Source organism: Nonomuraea sp. MTCD27 (genome assembly GCF_041950495.1).
GTDB lineage: Bacteria > Actinomycetota > Actinomycetes > Streptosporangiales > Streptosporangiaceae > Nonomuraea.
The window spans coordinates 710,038-727,875 of record NZ_JBGNUW010000002.1; the positions used below are offsets into that span (position 1 = coordinate 710,038).

12 protein-coding genes are annotated in these 17,838 nt (G+C 73.8%); 6 read left to right on the forward strand and 6 right to left on the reverse strand.

The genetic code is table 11. From position 1 onward, the window contains the following. Nucleotides 1-40: 40 nt before the first annotated feature. Nucleotides 41-694 (reverse strand): TetR/AcrR family transcriptional regulator C-terminal domain-containing protein, encoded by a 654-nt coding sequence (locus tag ACBJ59_RS07815; protein WP_375109458.1) that lies wholly within the window; start codon nucleotides 692-694, stop codon nucleotides 41-43. Nucleotides 695-792: 98 nt separating this feature from the next. On the opposite strand from ACBJ59_RS07815, the gene ACBJ59_RS07820 reads away from it, so the two are divergent. After that, nucleotides 793-2,307 carry an FAD-dependent monooxygenase gene (locus ACBJ59_RS07820; protein ID WP_375109459.1) on the forward strand — a complete coding sequence of 505 codons (1,515 nt, stop codon included), beginning with the start codon at nucleotides 793-795 and terminating at the stop codon, nucleotides 2,305-2,307. A 51-nt stretch (nucleotides 2,308-2,358) separates the two neighbouring features. On the opposite strand, the gene ACBJ59_RS07825 is transcribed toward ACBJ59_RS07820, so the two are convergent. The 3 genes from ACBJ59_RS07825 to ACBJ59_RS07835 are packed head-to-tail and all read right to left on the reverse strand — an operon-like array spanning nucleotide 2,359 to nucleotide 6,546. Continuing rightward, the gene (locus tag ACBJ59_RS07825; protein ID WP_375109460.1) at nucleotides 2,359-3,621 is read right to left on the reverse strand and encodes a M20/M25/M40 family metallo-hydrolase; all 1,263 of its coding nucleotides are present in this window, start codon (nucleotides 3,619-3,621) and stop codon (nucleotides 2,359-2,361) included. Then, nucleotides 3,618-5,474 carry a prolyl oligopeptidase family serine peptidase gene (locus ACBJ59_RS07830; protein WP_375109461.1) on the reverse strand — a complete coding sequence of 619 codons (1,857 nt, stop codon included), beginning with the start codon at nucleotides 5,472-5,474 and terminating at the stop codon, nucleotides 3,618-3,620. Before ACBJ59_RS07830 ends, ACBJ59_RS07825 begins: the two co-directional genes overlap by 4 nt. Nucleotides 5,475-5,478: 4 nt before the next feature. After that, on the reverse strand, nucleotides 5,479-6,546 hold the full coding sequence (locus ACBJ59_RS07835) for a C39 family peptidase (protein ID WP_375109533.1): 1,068 nt from the start codon (nucleotides 6,544-6,546) through the stop codon (nucleotides 5,479-5,481). A gap of 83 nt (nucleotides 6,547-6,629) precedes the next feature. Here ACBJ59_RS07835 and ACBJ59_RS07840 point away from each other — a divergent pair, with 83 nt between their 5' ends. Further along, a complete protein-coding gene (locus tag ACBJ59_RS07840) occupies nucleotides 6,630-7,961 on the forward strand; it encodes an SWIM zinc finger family protein (RefSeq protein ID WP_375109462.1) in 1,332 nt (443 codons plus the stop codon). An 89-nt stretch (nucleotides 7,962-8,050) separates the two neighbouring features. Then, entirely contained in the window at nucleotides 8,051-10,987 is a 2,937-nt protein-coding gene (locus tag ACBJ59_RS07845; protein WP_375109463.1) for a DUF6493 family protein, read from the forward strand. A 332-nt stretch (nucleotides 10,988-11,319) separates the two neighbouring features. Here ACBJ59_RS07845 and ACBJ59_RS07850 read toward each other — a convergent pair whose 3' ends face one another. Beyond that, on the reverse strand, nucleotides 11,320-12,429 hold the full coding sequence (locus tag ACBJ59_RS07850; RefSeq protein ID WP_375109464.1) for a DUF5925 domain-containing protein: 1,110 nt from the start codon (nucleotides 12,427-12,429) through the stop codon (nucleotides 11,320-11,322). A gap of 58 nt (nucleotides 12,430-12,487) precedes the next feature. Continuing rightward, nucleotides 12,488-13,963 carry a serine/threonine-protein kinase gene (locus tag ACBJ59_RS07855; protein ID WP_375109465.1) on the reverse strand — a complete coding sequence of 492 codons (1,476 nt, stop codon included), beginning with the start codon at nucleotides 13,961-13,963 and terminating at the stop codon, nucleotides 12,488-12,490. A gap of 95 nt (nucleotides 13,964-14,058) precedes the next feature. On the opposite strand from ACBJ59_RS07855, the gene ACBJ59_RS07860 reads away from it, so the two are divergent. The 3 genes from ACBJ59_RS07860 (at nucleotide 14,059) to ACBJ59_RS07870 (ending at nucleotide 17,833) form a co-directional block, all read left to right on the forward strand. Continuing rightward, entirely contained in the window at nucleotides 14,059-15,924 is a 1,866-nt protein-coding gene (locus ACBJ59_RS07860; RefSeq protein ID WP_375109466.1) for a TrkA C-terminal domain-containing protein, read from the forward strand. Nucleotides 15,925-16,042: 118 nt separating this feature from the next. Then, nucleotides 16,043-16,981 carry an S-methyl-5-thioribose-1-phosphate isomerase gene (gene mtnA / locus ACBJ59_RS07865; protein ID WP_375109467.1) on the forward strand — a complete coding sequence of 313 codons (939 nt, stop codon included), beginning with the start codon at nucleotides 16,043-16,045 and terminating at the stop codon, nucleotides 16,979-16,981. Between the two features lie 81 nt (nucleotides 16,982-17,062). Further along, nucleotides 17,063-17,833, forward strand: coding sequence for an N-acetylmuramoyl-L-alanine amidase (locus ACBJ59_RS07870; RefSeq protein WP_375109468.1), 771 nt, complete (start codon nucleotides 17,063-17,065; stop codon nucleotides 17,831-17,833). Nucleotides 17,834-17,838 lie beyond the last annotated feature (5 nt).

Below are 17,838 nucleotides of genomic sequence, written 5' to 3' on the forward strand. Positions count from 1 at the left end.
TCGATGCCTCCACTCTAGCAGAACGGAACATTTTGTTCCACTATTTCGGGGCCTCGCTCGCCAGTCCCCGGATCAGCAGGTCGAGGGAGTACTCGAAGTCGGCCTCCGGGTTCACGCCGTGCCGCGTCCCGCGCAGCAGCCGGCTGAAGTGCGGCAGCGCCACGGGGTCCATCTCGCGGATGTACGCGCCGACGTTCCGGGCTCCCGCGTGCTCCCCGGAGTCGCCGGTGAACCCGCCGGTGGACATGAGCAGCGACCCGAACACCAGCCCGTTCACCGCCCCCAGGGCCCGCCAGGCGGCCACGTCGTCGAACCCGGCCCCGAACAGGGCGCCCACCAGGGCGTCGAGCGGCGCCAGCGCGCGTACGGAGGTCGGGTTGGACCGGTCGGTGACCAGCGCCAGCGGCACGACCGGATGCCGGCTGAACGCCCGGTACGTGCTCAGCGCCACCGCCCGGACCTGCTCCTGCCAGGGCAGCTCCGGGTCCGGCCGCTCGACCTGGGCGAACACCCGCTCGGCGATGCCGTCGAGGAGGTCGGCCTTGTTCGCGACGTGGTTGTAGAGCGACATCGCCTCCACGCCGAGCGCCTTCGCCAGCCGCCGCATGGAAAGCCCGTCCAGGCCCTCCTCGTCGGCCAGTCCCAGGGCCGCGTCGAGGACCTTCTCCCTGTTCAGCGGCTCGCGCCGGGCCATCCAGTGCTCCTCTCACCCCGTTCCCGATTGACAAAGCTTACGGTGTATGTGCTCTACTTACAGCGTAAGCATACGCTGTAAGTAGAGGAGATCGGTTCATGAACGACGTGATCGTCGTCGGCGGCGGGCCCGTGGGGCTGCTGCTGGCGTGCGAGCTCAAGCTCGCCGGGGCGGACCCGCTGGTCCTGGAGGCGGCCACCGGCGAGGAGCGCAGGACGCGCAGCCTCGGGCTGCGCTCGCTCAACGCGCGCACCGTGCAGTCGCTGGCCCTGCGCGGCCTGAAGGAGCCGGTGGAGCGGGCCCAATGGGAGATGCTCGACGAGCTGGCCGACCGCCGTGGGCCGGCCGGGGCGGACCTGGTCGCCCTGATGGTGGAGCTGCTGCGGAAAGGCCAGATCAGGGGGCACTTCGCCGGGCTGCCGCTGCTGGACGAGGGCGGGGAGGCCGAATACCTCATGCTCAGGCAGGACCGGCTGGAGGGCGTCCTCGCCGAGCGGGCGGCCGCGATGGGAGTGCGGATCCGGCAGGGGTGCGCGGTGGCGGACGTCGCGCAGGACACCGCCGGGGTCACGGCCACCCTGGCCGGCGGGGAGGTGGTGCGCGGGGCGTACCTCGTGGGCTGCGACGGCGGGCGCAGCCTGGTGCGCAAGCGGTCGGGGATCGCGTTCGAGGGCACGCCGGCGACCATGACCGGGCGCACCGCCGTGGCCGAGCTGGCCGATCCCGGCATGGTGACCTCGTCGCTGCGCAGCCCCGGCGGGCTGGTGAACCTGTCACTCGTGCCGGGGGAGATCGCCACCATCGAGTTCGACGGCGGGCCGGACGACCGGGACGCGCCGATGACGGCGGCCGAGTTGCAGGCCAGCCTGCGGCGGGTGACGGGGCTGGAGGTCGTCGTCGAGCGGCTGGAGACCGGGATCCGCTACAGCGACAACACCCGGCACGCGCGCTCGTACCGGGAGGGGCGGATGCTGCTGGCCGGGGACGCGGCGCACGTGCACTCGCCCATCGGCGGCCAGGGGCTCAACCTCGGGCTGCAGGACGCGGTCAACCTCGGCTGGAAGCTGGGGCTGGTGGTACGCGGGGCGGCGCCTGGGAGCCTGCTCGACAGCTACACGGCCGAGCGGCACCCGGTGGCGGCCCGGGTGCTGCGCAACACGCGGGCGCAGGTGGCCCTGATGCGGCCGGGGGCGCAGGTGGACGCGTTGCGGGAAGTGCTGTCGGAGGTGCTGGAGCTGGGGGAGGCGCGACGGCACTTCACGGGCATGGCCGACGGGACGGAGGTGGACTACGCGCCCGGCTCGGCGCACCCCCTGGTCGGCCGCTTCGCCCCGCCCCTGGAGCGGGCCGGGGCGCCAGGGGAGGTCGCGCTCCGGGAGGGGCACGGCCCGTTGGGGGAGGGGCGCGGTCTCCTCATCGGGACCGGGGACGTCGGAGCCGCCGTGGCCGGGTACGCGGACCGGGTCGGGTCGGTCCGGCTCCCGGCCGACGCCGGCCTCGGCGGGGCGAGCGCCGTGCTGGTGCGGCCCGACGGGTACGTCGCGTGGGCGGGGGACGCGGGCGCGGCGGGCGACGCGCTCACGACGTGGTTCGGCCCGCCCACGACCGCGTGACGCCCGCCCCCACGACCGCGTGACGCCCGCCCCCACGGTCGGGTGGGGCTGTCAGGTGAGGAGGCGGGTGAGGACCCGGGTGCCGAACTCCAGGCCCTCGACCGGCACCCGCTCGTCCTTGCCGTGGAACATCCCGAAGTAGTCCAGGTCGGGCCGGAGCATGAGCGGCGCGAAGCCGTACCCCTTGATGCCGATCCGGGCGAAGGACTTGGCGTCGGTCCCGCCCGCCATCACGTACGGGACCGGCCTGGCCAGCGGGTCCTCGGCCACGAGCGAGCCGGCCAGCTCGTCGAAGAACGCCGACGGGTACGGCGCGTCGGGCGCCTCCTCCAGGTTGACGAACTCGCGGGTGACCTTCGGCCCGAGCAGCTCGTCGATCGTCTCCAGGAACTCCTCCTGCAACCCCGGCAGGTAACGCCCGTCCACGTGCGCCGAGGCGGTCGAGGGCACGACGTTGACCTTGTACCCGGCGTCGAGCATCGTCGGGTTCGCCGAGTTGCGGATCTGGCTCTTGAACAGGCTGCCCAGCGGCCCGAGCCGGGCCGCCTCCGCGTCCAGCCGGTCCAGGTCGATCGGCTGCCCGGTGATCTCCGACAGGCTCCGGACGAGCGCCGCGACCGACGGCGTCAGGCGTACCGGCCACTGGTACGAGGCCACCCGCGACAGCGCGTGCACCAGCGTCGCGACCGGGTTGTCCACGGGCGGCCGGGAGCCGTGGCCGGCCACGCCGTCCGCGGTCAGCCTCATCCAGGCGGTCCCGCGCTCGCCCACCGCGATCGGGTACACCCGGTGCCCTTCGGAGGCGACGCTGAAGCCGCCCGACTCGCTGATCGCCTCGGTCACGCCGTCGAACAGCTCCCGGTGCTCGGTCACCGCGTGCCGCGAGCCGTAGTCGCCGGTGGCCTCCTCGTCCGCCAGGAACGCCAGCACCAGGTCGCGCCGGGGCCGCTCGCCCCGCGCCAGCATGCCGAGCACGGTGGCCAGGGTCATCGAGCACGACCCCTTCATGTCGACCGCGCCCCGGCCGTACACGCAGCCGTCCACGATCTCCCCGGAGAACGGGTGCATCAGCCACTCGGCCGGGTCGGCGGGCACCACGTCGAGGTGGCCGTGCACGAGCAGCGCGTCGGGGGAGTCGCCGTCGATCCTGGCCACGACGGTGGTCCGCTTCGGCGCCGACTCGAACACCACCGGCTCCAGCCCCGCGTCGGCCAGCAGCGTGGCGACGTATTCGGCGGCCGGGCGCTCCCCGGAGCCGGGGTTCGTGGTGTCGAACCTGATCAGGTCCGAGCAGATCTCGGCAACGCTCTTCATGCTCTCCCCTTAAGTGTCAAAGGCGGCACACCGGGCGTCTCCATGTCGAAGATCAGCCCGTAGAAGGCCAGCTCGGCCTCCAGCACCGCGACGATAGTCTCCTCCCTGCGCCAGCCGTGCTGCTCGCCGGGAAAGGTGAGCAAGGCCCACTCTTTGCCATGCTTGTCCAGTTCGGCGGTGAATCGCTCGGCCTGGCCCACATCCACGATCGCGTCCTCCAGGCCGTGCAGCATGAGGCACGGGCCCGATGCCCGGAAGGCGTTCAGGAGCGGGGAGCGCTCGGTGTAGCGCTCCCGCGTCTCGGGCAGCGGGCCCACCAGGCCGTCCAGATAGCGCGACTCGAAGTCGTGCGTCTCGGCCGCCCAGCTCTCCGGGTCGGTGATCGCGTAGTGCGCGACCCCGCCCGCGAACACGTCGCTGTGCACGAGCGCCGCCACCGTGGTCCAGCCGCCCGCGCTGCCGCCCCGGATGGCGAGCTTGGCGGCGTCGGCCCGGCCCAGCTCGACCAGGCCGCGCGCCACCCTGGCGCAGTCCTGCACGTCCACCACGCCCCACTGGTGGCGCAGCCGCTCCCGGTAGGCGCGGCCGTAGCCGGTCGACCCGCCGTAGTTCACCACGGCCACGCCGATGCCCCTGCTGGTGAAGTAGGCGATCTCCAGGTCCAGCACGATCGGCAGGTTCCCGGTCGGCCCGCCGTGCACGAAGATCACGTACGGGCCGGGGCCCTGCGCCCCGGCCGGCGGGTAGAGGTGGGCGTGCACGCCCTCGATCGTCACGGTCTCCGGCGTGGGGAGCAGGGCGCGGTCCGGCAGCGGCTTGCGCGCCGACACCACCTCGTGCGCGCCGTCGGCCAGGCCGACGAGCGTGACCTCCAGCGGCGTGTACGGCGTCGCCCCCACGGCCGCCGCCCGCCCTCCCGCGACCGAGACCGTCGAGGACCAGTGGGTGGCCGCCCCGCCGATCTCGCGGAGGTCGCCGGTCTCCGGGTCGAGCACGCCCAGGCGGCGGTGGTCGGCGGTGCCGTAGACGACGACCAGGCGGCCGTCCTCGGCGACGGCGAAGCAGGTCAGGCCCGGTTTCCAGGCCGCCGCCCCGAACTCCAGCTCCATCGGGGCGAGGTTGCGGGCGGGGGAGCCGTCGAGCGGGACGAGGTGCACGTTCCACCAGCCGGTGGGGTCCGTGACCGCGTACAGGCTGGTGGCGTCACGCCACTCGGCCTGGGCCACCGACTCGCTCGGGCCGCCCGCGACCACCTCGTACGGCCCCGCCGTGCCGTCCTCGCGCAGCGGGGCCACGCACAGCTCGGTGCCGTCCCACGGCATGTTCGGGTGGTCCCAGCCGATCCAGGAGACATATCGGCCGTCAGGGGAAATGCGGGGGTTCATCAGGAAATGTTGGGCTTTGGTGATGACTCTGAGCGGGCCGCCGTCCAGCGGCACCGCCACCAGGTCCCGCACGTCGCCGGTCTCCCTGACCGCCCACACCTCATCCCGGCCCGGCGGGAGGTAGAGGTCGGCGTACCGCGACGGGCCCGCCGGGGTCAGCGGCACCGGCTCGTGCTCGTCCAGGCGGTACAGGCGCTGGTCGGCCCAGTTCGTGAAGACCAGGCCGCCCCCGGGCAGCGGGCGCCAGGAGCGGCCGCCGTACTCGACGACGCGGTTGCGGGCGTTCCAGCCCTCGGGGAGCGCGTCGACGCGGGAGCCGTCCGGCAGGCGGCGCACCACGCAGCGCCGGCCGCCCTCGTGCGGGCGCGGCTCGTCCCACCAGACCTCGACACCGGAGGGCGTGGCCACCGCCTCCACCCACTGGGGGCCGCCGTCGGTACGGGCCACGTCGATCGGTCGAATGCTCATCAGTTCACCAATTGCCGTTGGTACAAGGAGGAAGAGGGAGTTCGGGCGGGTGAACGACGTACGCGATGCCGCCGCTGCCCGAGCTCCTGAGCCACACGTGCTCGAACGCCGCCCGCGGGTAGACCCGGCGGACCTCGGCGTCGCCGGGCGCGGCGGGGTCGTTCACGATGACGTCGCCCCCGGCCGTGAAACCGGTGACGACCAGGATGTGGCCGTTGGTGGAGTAGCAGGAGCCGGGCAGCTCGTGCGCCTTGAACGACTGGGACGTGATCACCGGGATCCCCGCCCGTACGAACTGCTCCAGCTCCGCCGCCGACCGCAGCCGCGTGACGAACCCGGACAGCCCGTACCGCCCCGCGTAGGCCACGTTGAACGGCCAGTTGCCGGTACCCTGGTAGCTCTCGTCGTACGTGCCCGCCGCCGCGTGGTCGACCGCCGGCGCCGGATCGTCGTCGCCCACCCAGCCCAGCTCGCCGGGCTCCGGGCCGCGTCCCCAGAAGCCCAGCACCATCGCCACCGAGGCGGGGCCGCACCAGTTGGCGCCCCCACCGTCGTAGCGCGGGTGGTGCCCGGCGTGCGCGTGCTGCGAGTGCCGGGGCACCGCCAGCTCCACGGCCCCGCCCGTGCCGGGGACGCTCGGGGCGGGCGCCCGCGGCGGCAGCGCCGAGGCCATCACCCCCAGCCCGGTCACCCGGGCGCCGTCGCCGTGCCGGGTCACCCGCACCTGGTAGGCCACCACCGGCCGCCTGGCCACGAACGTGTCCACCGCCACGTCCCCGTCCTCGTCGCCCTGGCCGGGCACCGAGGTGCGCGGATCGCCGTGCTCGGACCAGCGGCCCATGACGTACCACTTGGTGAGGCCGCCGGAGGCGGTCCTGGCGCGCAGCGCGACCTCGATCCACGAGCCGGGCGGGGTGCGCGCGGTCCAGGACGGCACGATCTGGGTGGCCGGAAAGCCGATCACCTGCTCCTCGCCGGTCCACTCGCCAGCCTCGCCGCCCGCGGACCCTTCGGGTACGGCGAAGCGGGCGAAGGCGACGCGGGCCAGATCGACGGTGAGCACCAGGCACATTGTGGTTTCGCACTCCATGTCGCACATCGGATGGTTTACGTACCGGCCCGATTGTGTCAGTGATCATCTCTATGGTTCGGGGCATGACTTCAGCAGTGCAGGCATACTCCTACGCCGGGCCCTCCGTGCTGGCCGACGGCAAGCTCGGGCTCTCGACCTCCGGTGGCACCGCGTTATCCGGCCCCCAGACCCACCCCAGGTTCTTCAGCGGGCTGGTCTCCCAGGCCGCCCCGGCCGCCGCGGGACTGCTGGCCGTGGCCGACGTGGCGCTCGCCCGCTACCACCAGCCCCGGCCCGGCTGGACCCGCGACCCGGTGGTGACGTGCGACGGCGGGCGGCTCAGGTTCGAGTCGTTCTCGGCGTGCGGCGGCGTCTACGCCCGGCTCGACGTGCTGGAGCTCGACGGCGACGTGCTCGACCGGGGCACGACCAACGTCGACGTCAACGGCCCGCTGCGCGAGGCGCTGGCCAGGGTGGGCGGCAGGGACCCGCTCCACCTGGGCGTCGGGCCCGACGAGCTGACGGTCACCACGCTCGACGGCGCGGTGGTGGAGAAGAAGGTGCCGCTGCCGACGCGGTGGCTGCGCGGGTTCGCCGAGGTGCAGGTGATGGCCTCCGGGTGGGACCTGCGGGCCGAGCTGGCGGGGCCGCAGGCCGTACGCTTCCTGCGCTCCCTGCCCCGGGGCGCCCGCTCCACCGTCTGGGCCGTGCCGGCCGGCCGCGACCTGCGCCTGTCCTCCGGTGCGGCGCGCGGCGGCGTGTGCCTGGCGGGCACCGGACGGGTGGCCACGCTGATGCCGCTGCTCAGGTTCGCCAAGGCGCTGCGGGTCTACGGTCGCGCCGACGGCTCCTCCACCGCCGGCGCGTGGGAGCTGGAGCTGCCCGGCATGCGCTACACGCTGGCCGTCTCGCCCCAGCCGTCGCGCGGCTTCTCCGGCGAGGGCCAGGTCCTGGAGGACCTGGCCACCGACGAGGCCGCGGGCGACGCCGACGTGGTGGGCATGCTGCTCAACTTCGAGCCCACCGTCGAGCTCGGCCTGCTCGCCGACCGCTCGGGGCTGCCCATCGAGCGCGTACGCGCGGCGCTCACCCAGCTCGGCACCGCCGGCCGGGTCGGCTACGACCTGCACGAGGCCGCCCACTTCCACCGCGAGCTCCCCTACGACAAGGACCAGGTGGCCCAGCTCAACCCGCGCCTCACGGCGGCCAGGGCCCTGGCGGACTCGGGGGCCGTGCGGCTGCTGTCCGGCGACGAGGCCGAGGTGACGACCGACGGCGGGGTGCGCCGGGTGCGGGTGGCCGAGGGCGAGTGCACGTGCCCGTGGTGGTTCGACCACCGGGGGTCGCGCGGACCGTGCAAGCACGTGCTGGCGGCCCGGATCGCCGCCCGGGTGGCGGTGGAGGCGACACTGTGACGCCGGCCGGCGTCTTGGGCGCGGGTGGCGGGGAGACCGGGGCAGCTGGGCCGATCGGGTCCGGTGGGGGGACGCCGTGGGAGTCGGTGGTGGCGGCCATCGACACCGGTGACCTCGACCTGGTGGCCGACCGTGTGCTCGCGCTCGACGAGCGGGCCCGCCGCGAGGTGGCCGCCGCGCTGCCCGGGCACATCCCCGTGGCGGAGGAGCGCGCGGACGCGCGGCGGCGTGCCCGCGAGAGCCGGCGTGCCCGCGAGAGCGAGGCCGCGTGGCGGGAGTACGTACGCGCCGCGCAGCGCGCCGGCCGCACCGTCTACGAGCACGAACGCTGGCGGTGGGACGCCCCGTGGAACTCCCCGTCCGTCCCCGTCCCCGGCGAGAGCTGGGCCGGCCCGCTGCGGGTGGCCGGGGCGGCGGCCATCGGCGGCGCCGCCGCCGTCGTCTCCTGGCTCTACCGCCGCGACCTCCAGGACGGCTGGAACGACGCCGCCGTCCCGGCCGTCCTCGAACGCGTCCTGGCGGCCCGCCCGGCCGAATGGCAGGCCGACTTCGCCACCCGCGCCGCGCTCAAGCTCCGCCCCGCCCCGCGACGGCGCGGGGGCCGGGACCCGATGGCCGGCCTGGTGCTGGCCATGCTGCGCCGCACCGGCGCCACCCCGCCCGAGCACGACCCGCTGGTGGTGGCCTGGGCCGGGCACCCGCCCATCGCGGCCACCCTGCGCGAGGACCGGCTGCTCGACCACCTCCTGCCCCGGCTGTTCGAGGCGGAGGGCGTCGGCCTGGTCCTGCGCGACGAGCGCGCCGACCCGCCCCCGCCGCGGAGCTGGCTGGCGGCGCTCGGGAAGCTGGAGAGCGAGGGCCGGATCGGGCGCGACCTGCTGCTCGACGGGTGCCTGCGGCGCTTCCTGCGCGGCGGGCAGGCGACCGACCTGCGCTTCTTCGTACGGCTGCACGAGCTGCTCTCGCCCATGTACGACGAGGTGATCAAGCGACGCCACGACTACCTGCGGCTGCTGCCCGCCGCGCCCGGGGTCGTCGCGGAGGCGGCGCTCAGGCACCTGCGCCGGCTCGAGACCCTCGACCCCGATGAGGTGACCGAGGCGGTGCGGGCGCTGCTGTCCAGGGGCGAGCGCAAGCTGCTGACGGCCGGGCTCACCTGGCTCGACGCGGTCGCCCGGGACCCCGGGGCCGACCTCGACGAGCTGGCCCCGGCGCTGGGGTACGCGTTCGCTTGCGAGTCCGCCGACGTGCAGGGCCGGGCGGTGCGGATGGCGGTCAAGCACGCCAAGCGGTTCACGCCGGTCGGGGCACAGGCGATCAGGGACACGATCGGCGTCCTGCCGCAGGAGCTCGGGGAGACGCTGGCGGCGGTGTTCGGCGGGGAGGCGGGCGCTGACCAGCGGGACGCCGACGGGTTCACGCCGTCGCCGCTGCCCGAACCCCTCCGCCCCGAGCCCTTCCCACCGCCGCTCCGGATGGCGGCCGACCTGGACCCACGCCCCGCCGCGGCCCGGTGGGAGGCCGCGGAGCTGTGGCTGGCCGGGGTGGTGCGGCTCCACGGTCGCGACCGGGAGGGGCTCGCGGCCCGGCTGGCAGAGGGACGGCCGCTCCCGGATCCGCCCGCGCGCCCGTGGGTGGAGGTCTGGCAGTGGTGCCAGGAGATCGCGCGGCTGGTGGTGCCGGGCGCCGGGGCCGTTGCCGGTGAGGCGGTGGGGCCGCGGGGGTCGTCGTGGCTGCCGCAGGCCGGGGACGTGCCGGGGCCGCACCTGTTCCTGCTGCGGCGCTGGGCCGAGGTGTACGACGCCATCCCGGCTGGAGCGCTCCCGCCGTACCTGCTGGCCGAGCCCACCGGGGCGACCGGCCACCTGGATGCCGGGGAGCTGGTGGAGCGGCTGGCGGGCTACGAGCGGGCGGGGGTCGAGGCCCTGCCCGCCGACCTGCAGCAGGCGCTGCTACGGCTGCCGCGCGAGATCGCACCCGAGGTGGTGGCGCGGGCGGCGGGGCTCACCTCGGAGGCGGGCCGGGCGGCGGCGCGCTGGATGGGCGGCGGGCGGCCCGAGTCCGCCACGGAGATCGCCTGGTGGTACTACCCGCCGGCGGGGGCACCGGGGTACGGCGACAGGCACGTGTACGGCGACGACCGCGAAACCGGCGGGACGCTGGTCTATGAACTGGTGCCACGCCTCCGGATCACGCCCCCGGTAGCCGGTGGCTCGTTGGACGGCGGCCTGCCGGATGCTGGCCTGACGGATGCTGGCCTGCCGGATGCTGGCCTGCCGGATGCTGGCCTGACGGATGCTGGCCTGACGGATACCGGCCTGACGGATGTTGGCCTGACGGGCTGCGAGGTGTCGGGCGGTGGGGTCGCGGGCGGGGGGTTGCCGCTGGTCCGGGAGTTGCTGGGTGGGTCCGCCGAGCATCGGCTGAAGGAACACGGCGGGTACATGCACTGGTGGCCGTACCTGATGCCGTCGCACCGGGAGGCCGTCGCGGCCCATCTCGTGCCGCACCTGATCGAGCGGTGGCAGCGGGCCCGGGTCCAGCCGCCCCTGGCATGGGCACTCGCGCTGGCCGACGGGCCGGCGGGGGAGGCGGTCGCGCTCGTGCTGGCGTACTTCGCGGCCGACCGGTCCTGGTCGGCCGATCCGGAGGAGCGGGCACGGCCCCTGGTGGAGCTGGCCGCTCGAGGGGGTCTCGACGCCGAGCAGGTGGGGCGGCAGCTCGCGCTGCTGGTCCGCCGGACGGAGCTCAAGCCGGGGCCGGTGTTCGAGACCCTGGAGAGCGCGGCCGCGCTCGGGGCGCACCGGGAGGTGTGGCGGGTCATGACGGGGTTCCTGGCCGTGTTCCTGCCTGGGCCGGGGGAGCGGCCGCACACCCGGCACACGCAGGGGCTCGTGTTCGCCTTGCGGGCGGCTCGGTGGGCGGAGGCGCGAGGGGTGCCGGCCTGCGTGGCGGAGGTCGCGGAACGCCGGGCGTCGAACAACTTCGTCCGCGAGGCCCGGCGACTCCACACCTACCTCACGTAAGACCCGTCCGGTCCCGGTCCGCCGTCCCGGTTCGCCATCCCGGTTCGCCATCCCGGTTCGCCATCCCGGTTCGCCATCCCGGTTCGCCGGTGGTGGCCCCGCTCGATCCCGGTCTGCCGGTGGTGGGGCGCAGGGCACCTTCCGGCCCCGGCCCGGCCCTGCCCGGTCGCTCAGGGCCGTGGCGTGCGGGTCCCGGGCCGCAAGGTCGCGGCCGCGGCGGGCGGGCCGGGGTGAGCGGGTCAGCGGGCCGGGGTGAGGGGGCCGGGGTGAGGGGGCCGGGGTGAGGGGGCCGGGGTGGGCTGCCGTTCAGCCCTCCGGCCCGGGGCGGGTGGTCAGAGGTAGAGGCCCGTGGACTCGTCGCCGGGGGTCGGGGTGATCTCGCGGCCGGCGCGCAGCGCGTACAGTTGCGCCAGCGTCGCCCCCGACGGCCCCACCCCCTCCGGCGACCCCAGCCACGTGACCGCCTCCTCCTTGCTCAGCGGCCCCACCTCGACCTGCGCCAGGCAGCGGCCCGGCCGGACGACGGCGGGGTGGAGGCGGGCCAGGTCCTCGTTCGTGGTGATCGCCACCAGGACGTCCCGGCCCTGCCCGAGCAGGCCGTCCGTCAGGTTGAGCAGGCGCGACAGCCCCTGCCCCGCCTGGGCCTTCGCCCCCGAGCTGATCAGCTCGTCGCAGTCCTCCAGCACCAGCAGCCGCCAGCGCTGTGCCTCCTCGTCGGTGTCGTAGCCGACGGCCACCTCCATCAGGTAGCCGGGCTCGTTGAACAGGCGCTCGGGGTCGAGCACGCAGTCCACCTGGCACCAGCCGTGCCACTGCTTGGCCAGCGTGCGCAGCAGCGTGGTCTTGCCGGTGCCCGGCTCCCCGTGCAGGAGGATGAGGCGGCCGTTGACGTCGGCCGGGGTGATCGACATGAGCCGTTCGAGCGCCGGGCGGACCTTGGCCGAGTAGTTCGGGCTGATCTCGTCCCAGGGCTGCGCCGTGATCGGCTTCTCCGAGCGGGTGCCGCCGTGCATGCCCCGCCACCAGAAGCCCATCTCGACGTGGTCGACGTCCGGGGCGGCCTCCTCGGCGCCCTCGATGCTCTCCGCGAGCACGGACTTCGCCAGGTCCTCGTCCACCGCCGTCACGCTGACGGTCGCGGTGCGGTTGCGGTGGCGTACGACCCGCAGGGTCCACCCGTCGCCGCAGATCAGCCGCGACTCCGAGCCGTCCTCGACCCGCGCGGTACGCATCACGCGCCCGCCGGCGGGGGCGAGCGTGGCGTCAGGGCGTACGCGCTCCAGATTGGCCAGGCGTGACCACGGCTGCGCGCCCGTCGCGAACGGCGACAGTGCCAGCGCGTCGATGACGTCGATGGCGGAATCGGCGTCGTCGATCCAGATGTTCATCGGGAGCTCGGCGGAGTCCGGACTGGGGAACGGCACCTCCCTGATAACAGACATATTGTTAATGATCTCCGTCTCGGCGCCGGATGTCGAAGGGTTTTGGCTGGGAATACGCTTAGTTTTTCTTGAGGGTACCGGTCTGCGTGACGATGCCGGGGCCCGGCACGTCCCGCCAGGTATAGGTGAGGCCGTCGCCCGTCATGTCCAGGGTGATCGTGCCGGCGATGCAGCCGCCCTCGTTCTGGCCCAGGTGGAAGGTGAGCCGGCGCTCCTCGACCTTGGTCAGGGCGATGGTGCCCTTGCAGTCGTCGTCCTGGTCCTTCTCCGTCCACGCCGCCGTGGATGCGCCTTCCTCCAGCTTCACCCTGTTCTCGGCGCCGTCGGTGTCCATCACGTTCGTGCTGGTGGTGTATCCCGACCAGTCCCCCTCGAAGGCGGCCGGGATCTTCAGGGCCGGGCCGGCCGATGACTCCCCCTGCTCGTCGGGGCTCGACTCCGACGGTGACTCATGCTGCCGCGTCACGGGTTCCGTGGGCGAGGGTTCGGTGGTCGACTGCGGGCGCTCGGTGCTCGTGGCGGGGGAGAAGTTCAGCAGTACGGCCGTGGTGGCGACGGCGGTCAGGGCCACCGCCACCGCCACGGCGCCGATGAGCAGGCCCCGCGAGCGGACCGCCCGCGCAGTCGTCCCCGCCGTCGTTCCCGCCGGAGCCTGGGGCCCCGTGGGCTGCCCGTCGGGGCGGAGACCGGGGGCGGGAGGCGGGCCGTGGGGGCCCGTGGCGTACGGGGTGGCGGGTGGTGGCCGGTTGGGGTTGAGCAGGGAGACCATCAGCTGCTGCGCCGTGGGCCGCCGCGCCGGATCCTTGGCCAGGCAGGACGCGAGCACCTCGCGCAGCCGTGGCGGCAGCGGCGACAGGTCCGGCTGGGCGTGCAGCACCCGGTTCAGTACGGCGGGCACGGTGTCGGCCCCGAACGGGCTCGACGCGGTGGCCGCGTACACCATGGACGCCGCCCACGCGAACACGTCGGACGGCGGCGCGGCGGGCGAGCCGCCGATCTGCTCCGGCGACAGGTAGGCGGGCGTGCCGATCAGCCCAGAGGTCATGGTCGCCGCCCCCTCGGCCCGGGCGATGCCGAAGTCGACCACGCGCGGCCCGTCGGGACCGAGCAGCACGTTGGACGGCTTGAAGTCGCGGTGCACGACCCCGGCCGCGTGGATGGCCGCCAGCGCGGTGGCCGTGCCGACGACGAGGCGCTCGAGGTCGCCGCCGCGCAGGGGGCCGCGCAGGCGCACCCGGTCGGCCAGGGAGGGGCCGTCCACGAATTCGCTCACCACGTACGGCCTCGGCCCGCCGGTCGAGACCTCGATCACGCGGGCGGTGCAGAAGGAGGCGATGCTTTCCAGCGCGTCGAGCTCGCGCGCCAGCCGGGCCCGCGTCTGCTGGTCACCGGCGCTGAGCAGCTTGATCGCGACCGGTTCGCCGGCCGGGGAGTGGGCGAGGTAGACCACGCCCTGCCCGCCTTCGCCGAGCCGCCCGGCCAGGCGGAACCCGCCCAGCGACGCCGGATCGTCGGGGGTGAGGGGGTTCACCATGGCCGATACGTTACCTGTCGCCCTGCGGACGCGAAGATCCACCGGTACCTTGTGTCGTTGGGATAAATCACTCCTTATGCGGAGGTATCGGGGAAGTGTCGAAGGTCACGTTCCGCGAACGGGCGCGGTACTGGTTCGACAACACCATGTCCAGGGGCACGGTGTCGCTGATCGGCTGGCTGGCCGTGGCGTCGGTCGGGCTGATCGTGATCGTGGCCGGGCTCACGATGTGGCTGGCGCCCAACGAGCCCGAGGGCGTGGGGCATGCCGGGGAAGTGCTCTGGATCGCTCTCATGCACGCCCTGACCCCGGGCAAGGTGGCCAGCGACAAGGGCTCCCTCGCGTACATGGCCGTGATGTTCGTCTGCTCGCTCGGCGGCCTGTTCATCGTCAGCATGCTCGTCGGCCTGCTGTCGAACGGTCTCAAGCAGAAGGTGGACCGCCTGCGCAGGGGCCGTTCGCGGATCGTGGAGTCGGGGCACACGGTGGTGCTCGGCTGGTCGGACCAGGTGTTCACGATCGTGGCCGAGCTGGTCAAGGCGCACGCCAGCCAGAAGGGCTCGGTGATCGCCGTACTGGCGGACCGTGACAAGCTGGAGATGGAGGAGGCCATCCGCGAGCACGTCGGGGGCCTCGGCAGGACCCGGCTGGTCTGCCGCACCGGGCGGCCCACCGAGCCGCGCGACCTCGCGCTGATGAACCTGGCCGCGGCCCGCTCCGTCGTCGTGCTGTCCCCCGAGGGCGAGGACCCGGACGCCCACGTCATCAAGATCCTGCTCGCCCTGGCCAAGCGGCAGGGGGTCCACCCGCCGGTGGTCGCCGGGCTCACCTCCAGCCGCAACATCGCCGCCGCCCGCCTGGCCGGCGGCAAGGACGTGCACCTGGTCGACTCCGACGACACCGCCTCCCGGCTCATCGTGCAGTCCTCCCGCCAGTCCGGCATGTCCGTGGTCTGCATGGACCTGCTGAACTTCGACGGCGGCGAGATCTACCTGCGCACCCCGAAGAAGCTGGTGGGCGTCACGTACGGGGAGGCGCTGCACGCCTACCAGACGGCCTCCGTGATCGGCCTGCGCCGCCCCTCCGGCGTGGTGCTGAACCCGTCCGCGGACACCGTCATCGCCGCCGACGACCAGGTCATCGTCATCGCGCACGACGACTCCCACGTACGCCTGGCCGCCGGCAAGCCGTCGCTCGACGAGGCGGCCATCGTCGTGGCGGGGAAGGCGGCCACCGAGCCCGAGCGCACGCTCCTGCTCAACTGGAACGGCCGGGCCGAGCAGATCGTCCGCTACCTCGACGGCTACGTCGCCCCCGGCTCGGTCCTGGAGGTCGCCGCCGACCACCCCAAGGCCGGTACGAACCTCGCGGGCCTGCGCAACCTCACCGTGAACGTCAAGGACTGCGACACCACCGACAGGTTCGCCCTGGAGTCGCTCGGCGTGGGCCTGTTCCAGCACGTCATCGTGCTCTCCGACGACCGCTTCGACGCCCACCACTCCGACACGCGCACGCTCATGACGCTGCTGCAGCTGCGCGACATGCAGAGCACGCTCGGCGAGCACTACTCGATCGTCAGCGAGATGCACGACGAGAACAACCGCGCCCTGGCCGAGGTCACCGAGGCCGACGACATCGTGATCAGCGACACCGTCATCGGCCTGCTCCTGGCCCAGCTCGCCGAGAACCGGCACCTGGCGGACGTGTTCGGCTACCTCTTCGACTCGCAGGGCTCGGAGATCTACCCGCGCCCGGCGGGCGACTACGTGAAGACGGGCACGCGGGTGTCGTTCTCCACGGTCGTGGAGTCGGCGCGGCGCAGGGGCGAGACCGCCATCGGCTACCGCAACGCCACGGCGCGCAACGACCCGCCCCACTACGGCATCGTCCTGAACCCCGACAAGAACGTCCCCATCGTCCTGGGGCAGCGGGACTCGGTGATCGTCCTCGCCGAACGCTGACCGCCCAGCACCGCCCAACACCGCCCAGCGCCGCCCAACACCGCTCAACGCTGGCTCAGCGCCGCTCAACGCTGGCTCAACGCCGACCGCCGGCCGCCGCTGAGCTAGCGTTTGCCCTGTGAGGACGATTGACTGGGTCGACGGCGCCGTCGAGCTCGTGGACCAGACCCTGCTGCCCGACAAGTGCGTGATGCTGCGCATCCACACCGTGGGCGAGCTCGTGGACGCCATCCGGCGGCTGGCCGTGCGCGGCGCGCCCGCGCTCGGCGTGGCGGGGGCGCTCGGCGTCGCGCTGGCCGACGGCGACCCCGACCAGATCGCCGAGCTGCGCGCCGCCCGGCCCACCGCCGTCAACCTCGCGTGGGGTGTCGACCGGGTCGCCGCCCACCTGCCCGCCGGCCGCGAGGCCGTGCTGACCGCCGCGCTGCGCGTGCGCGACGACGACATCGCCGCCTGCCGGGCCATGGGGGAGCGCGGGGCCGACCTGCTCGAAGGCGAGCGGTTGCGGATCATGACCGTGTGCAACACCGGCGGGCTGGCCGCCGTCGAACGCGGCACCGCGCTCGGCGTCGTCCAGACGCTGCACGAGCGCGGGCGGCTGGCCGAGGTGCTGGTGCTGGAGACCCGGCCGCTGCTGCAGGGTGCCCGGCTCACGACGTGGGAGCTGGCCAGGATGGGCGCGCCGCACCGGCTCATCGCCGACTCGGCGGGGCCGTACCTGCTGGCCAAGGGCGAGGTGGACGCGGTGCTCATCGGCGCCGACCGCATCGCCGCCAACGGCGACACCGCCAACAAGATCGGCTCGTACGCGCTCGCGCTCGGCGCCGAACGGGCCGGCGTGCCGTTCGTCGTCGTCGCCCCCGAGTCCACGATCGACCAGAACACCGCCTCGGGCGACCAGATCGAGATCGAGGACCGTGACGGGGACGAGGTCGTGACCGTCCGGGGTGTCCGGCTGGCGCCGGAGGGGACGCGGGTGGCGAACCCGGCGTTCGACGTGACGCCGCACGATCTGATCAGCGCGATCGTGACCGAGCAGCGGGTGATCAGACCGTAGACCAAATCCCCGATCTCCAGGACCAGTCCGCGTTCCCCGCGTTACGCTCGGTCGTCCCGACAGCGACCCTCGGAGCTCACGGTGGCCATCGACCTGGTGTTACGGCGCGATTGGAACGCCCGCGCGCCGCGCGGCGACTACACACAGCTAGACTCCGCCAAGGGAGTCAAAGTCCACTACACCGGCGGCAGGGTGGAGCCGGGCATCGTGTCCGACCACGCCGGCTGCGTGGCCCTGGTGCGGTCGATCCAGGGCTACCACATGGACGGCAACGGCTGGATCGACATCGGATACTCCTACGTGGCCTGTCCGCACAAGAAGGTGTTCGAGGGGCGCGGGCTGCATCATCTGCCCGCCGCGAACGGCCCGGGGCTCAACGCCGGCCACTACGCCGTGCTCGGCCTGGTCGGCAACTCCGGCCTGGTCCAGCCGCCCGACGGGATCCTGCACGCGATCCTCGACGCGGTCCAGTACGTACGCGACCGCGGCCACGCCGGCAAGGAGATCAAGGGACACCGCGACGGCTACGCCACCGACTGCCCCGGCGAGCCGCTCTACGCCTGGGTCAGGCGCGGCGCCCCCAGGCCGTCGCCGGCCGACGGGTCCACGGCGCCGCCGTTCCCGGGCCGGCTGCTGAAGTACCCGCCGGTGCTGCGCGGGCAGGACGTGCGCACCTGGCAGGGGCGGATGAGCGAGCGCGGCTGGGAGCTGGCCGTGGACGGCTCGTACGGCGACGAGTCGCGCGACGTGTGCCGCCGGTTCCAGCGCCAGCAGGGCGTGGACGACGACGGGATCGTCGGGCCGATCACGTGGCGGCTGGCGTGGGAGGCGCCGCTCTCCCAGAGCTCATAGGGGCC

Excerpts from the sequence above, each read along its gene's own strand:
- ACBJ59_RS07815 (WP_375109458.1), bottom strand. The coding sequence starts at position 694 with ATGGCCCGGCGCGAGCCGCTGAACAGGGAGAAGGTCCTCGACGCGGCC.
- ACBJ59_RS07820 (WP_375109459.1), top strand. The coding sequence starts at position 793 with ATGAACGACGTGATCGTCGTCGGCGGCGGGCCCGTGGGGCTGCTGCTG.
- ACBJ59_RS07825 (WP_375109460.1), bottom strand. The coding sequence starts at position 3,621 with ATGAAGAGCGTTGCCGAGATCTGCTCGGACCTGATCAGGTTCGACACC.
- ACBJ59_RS07830 (WP_375109461.1), bottom strand. The coding sequence starts at position 5,474 with ATGAGCATTCGACCGATCGACGTGGCCCGTACCGACGGCGGCCCCCAG.
- ACBJ59_RS07835 (WP_375109533.1), bottom strand. The coding sequence starts at position 6,546 with ATGTGCCTGGTGCTCACCGTCGATCTGGCCCGCGTCGCCTTCGCCCGC.
- ACBJ59_RS07840 (WP_375109462.1), top strand. The coding sequence starts at position 6,630 with ATGACTTCAGCAGTGCAGGCATACTCCTACGCCGGGCCCTCCGTGCTG.
- ACBJ59_RS07850 (WP_375109464.1), bottom strand. The coding sequence starts at position 12,429 with ATGTCTGTTATCAGGGAGGTGCCGTTCCCCAGTCCGGACTCCGCCGAG.
- ACBJ59_RS07855 (WP_375109465.1), bottom strand. The coding sequence starts at position 13,963 with ATGGTGAACCCCCTCACCCCCGACGATCCGGCGTCGCTGGGCGGGTTC.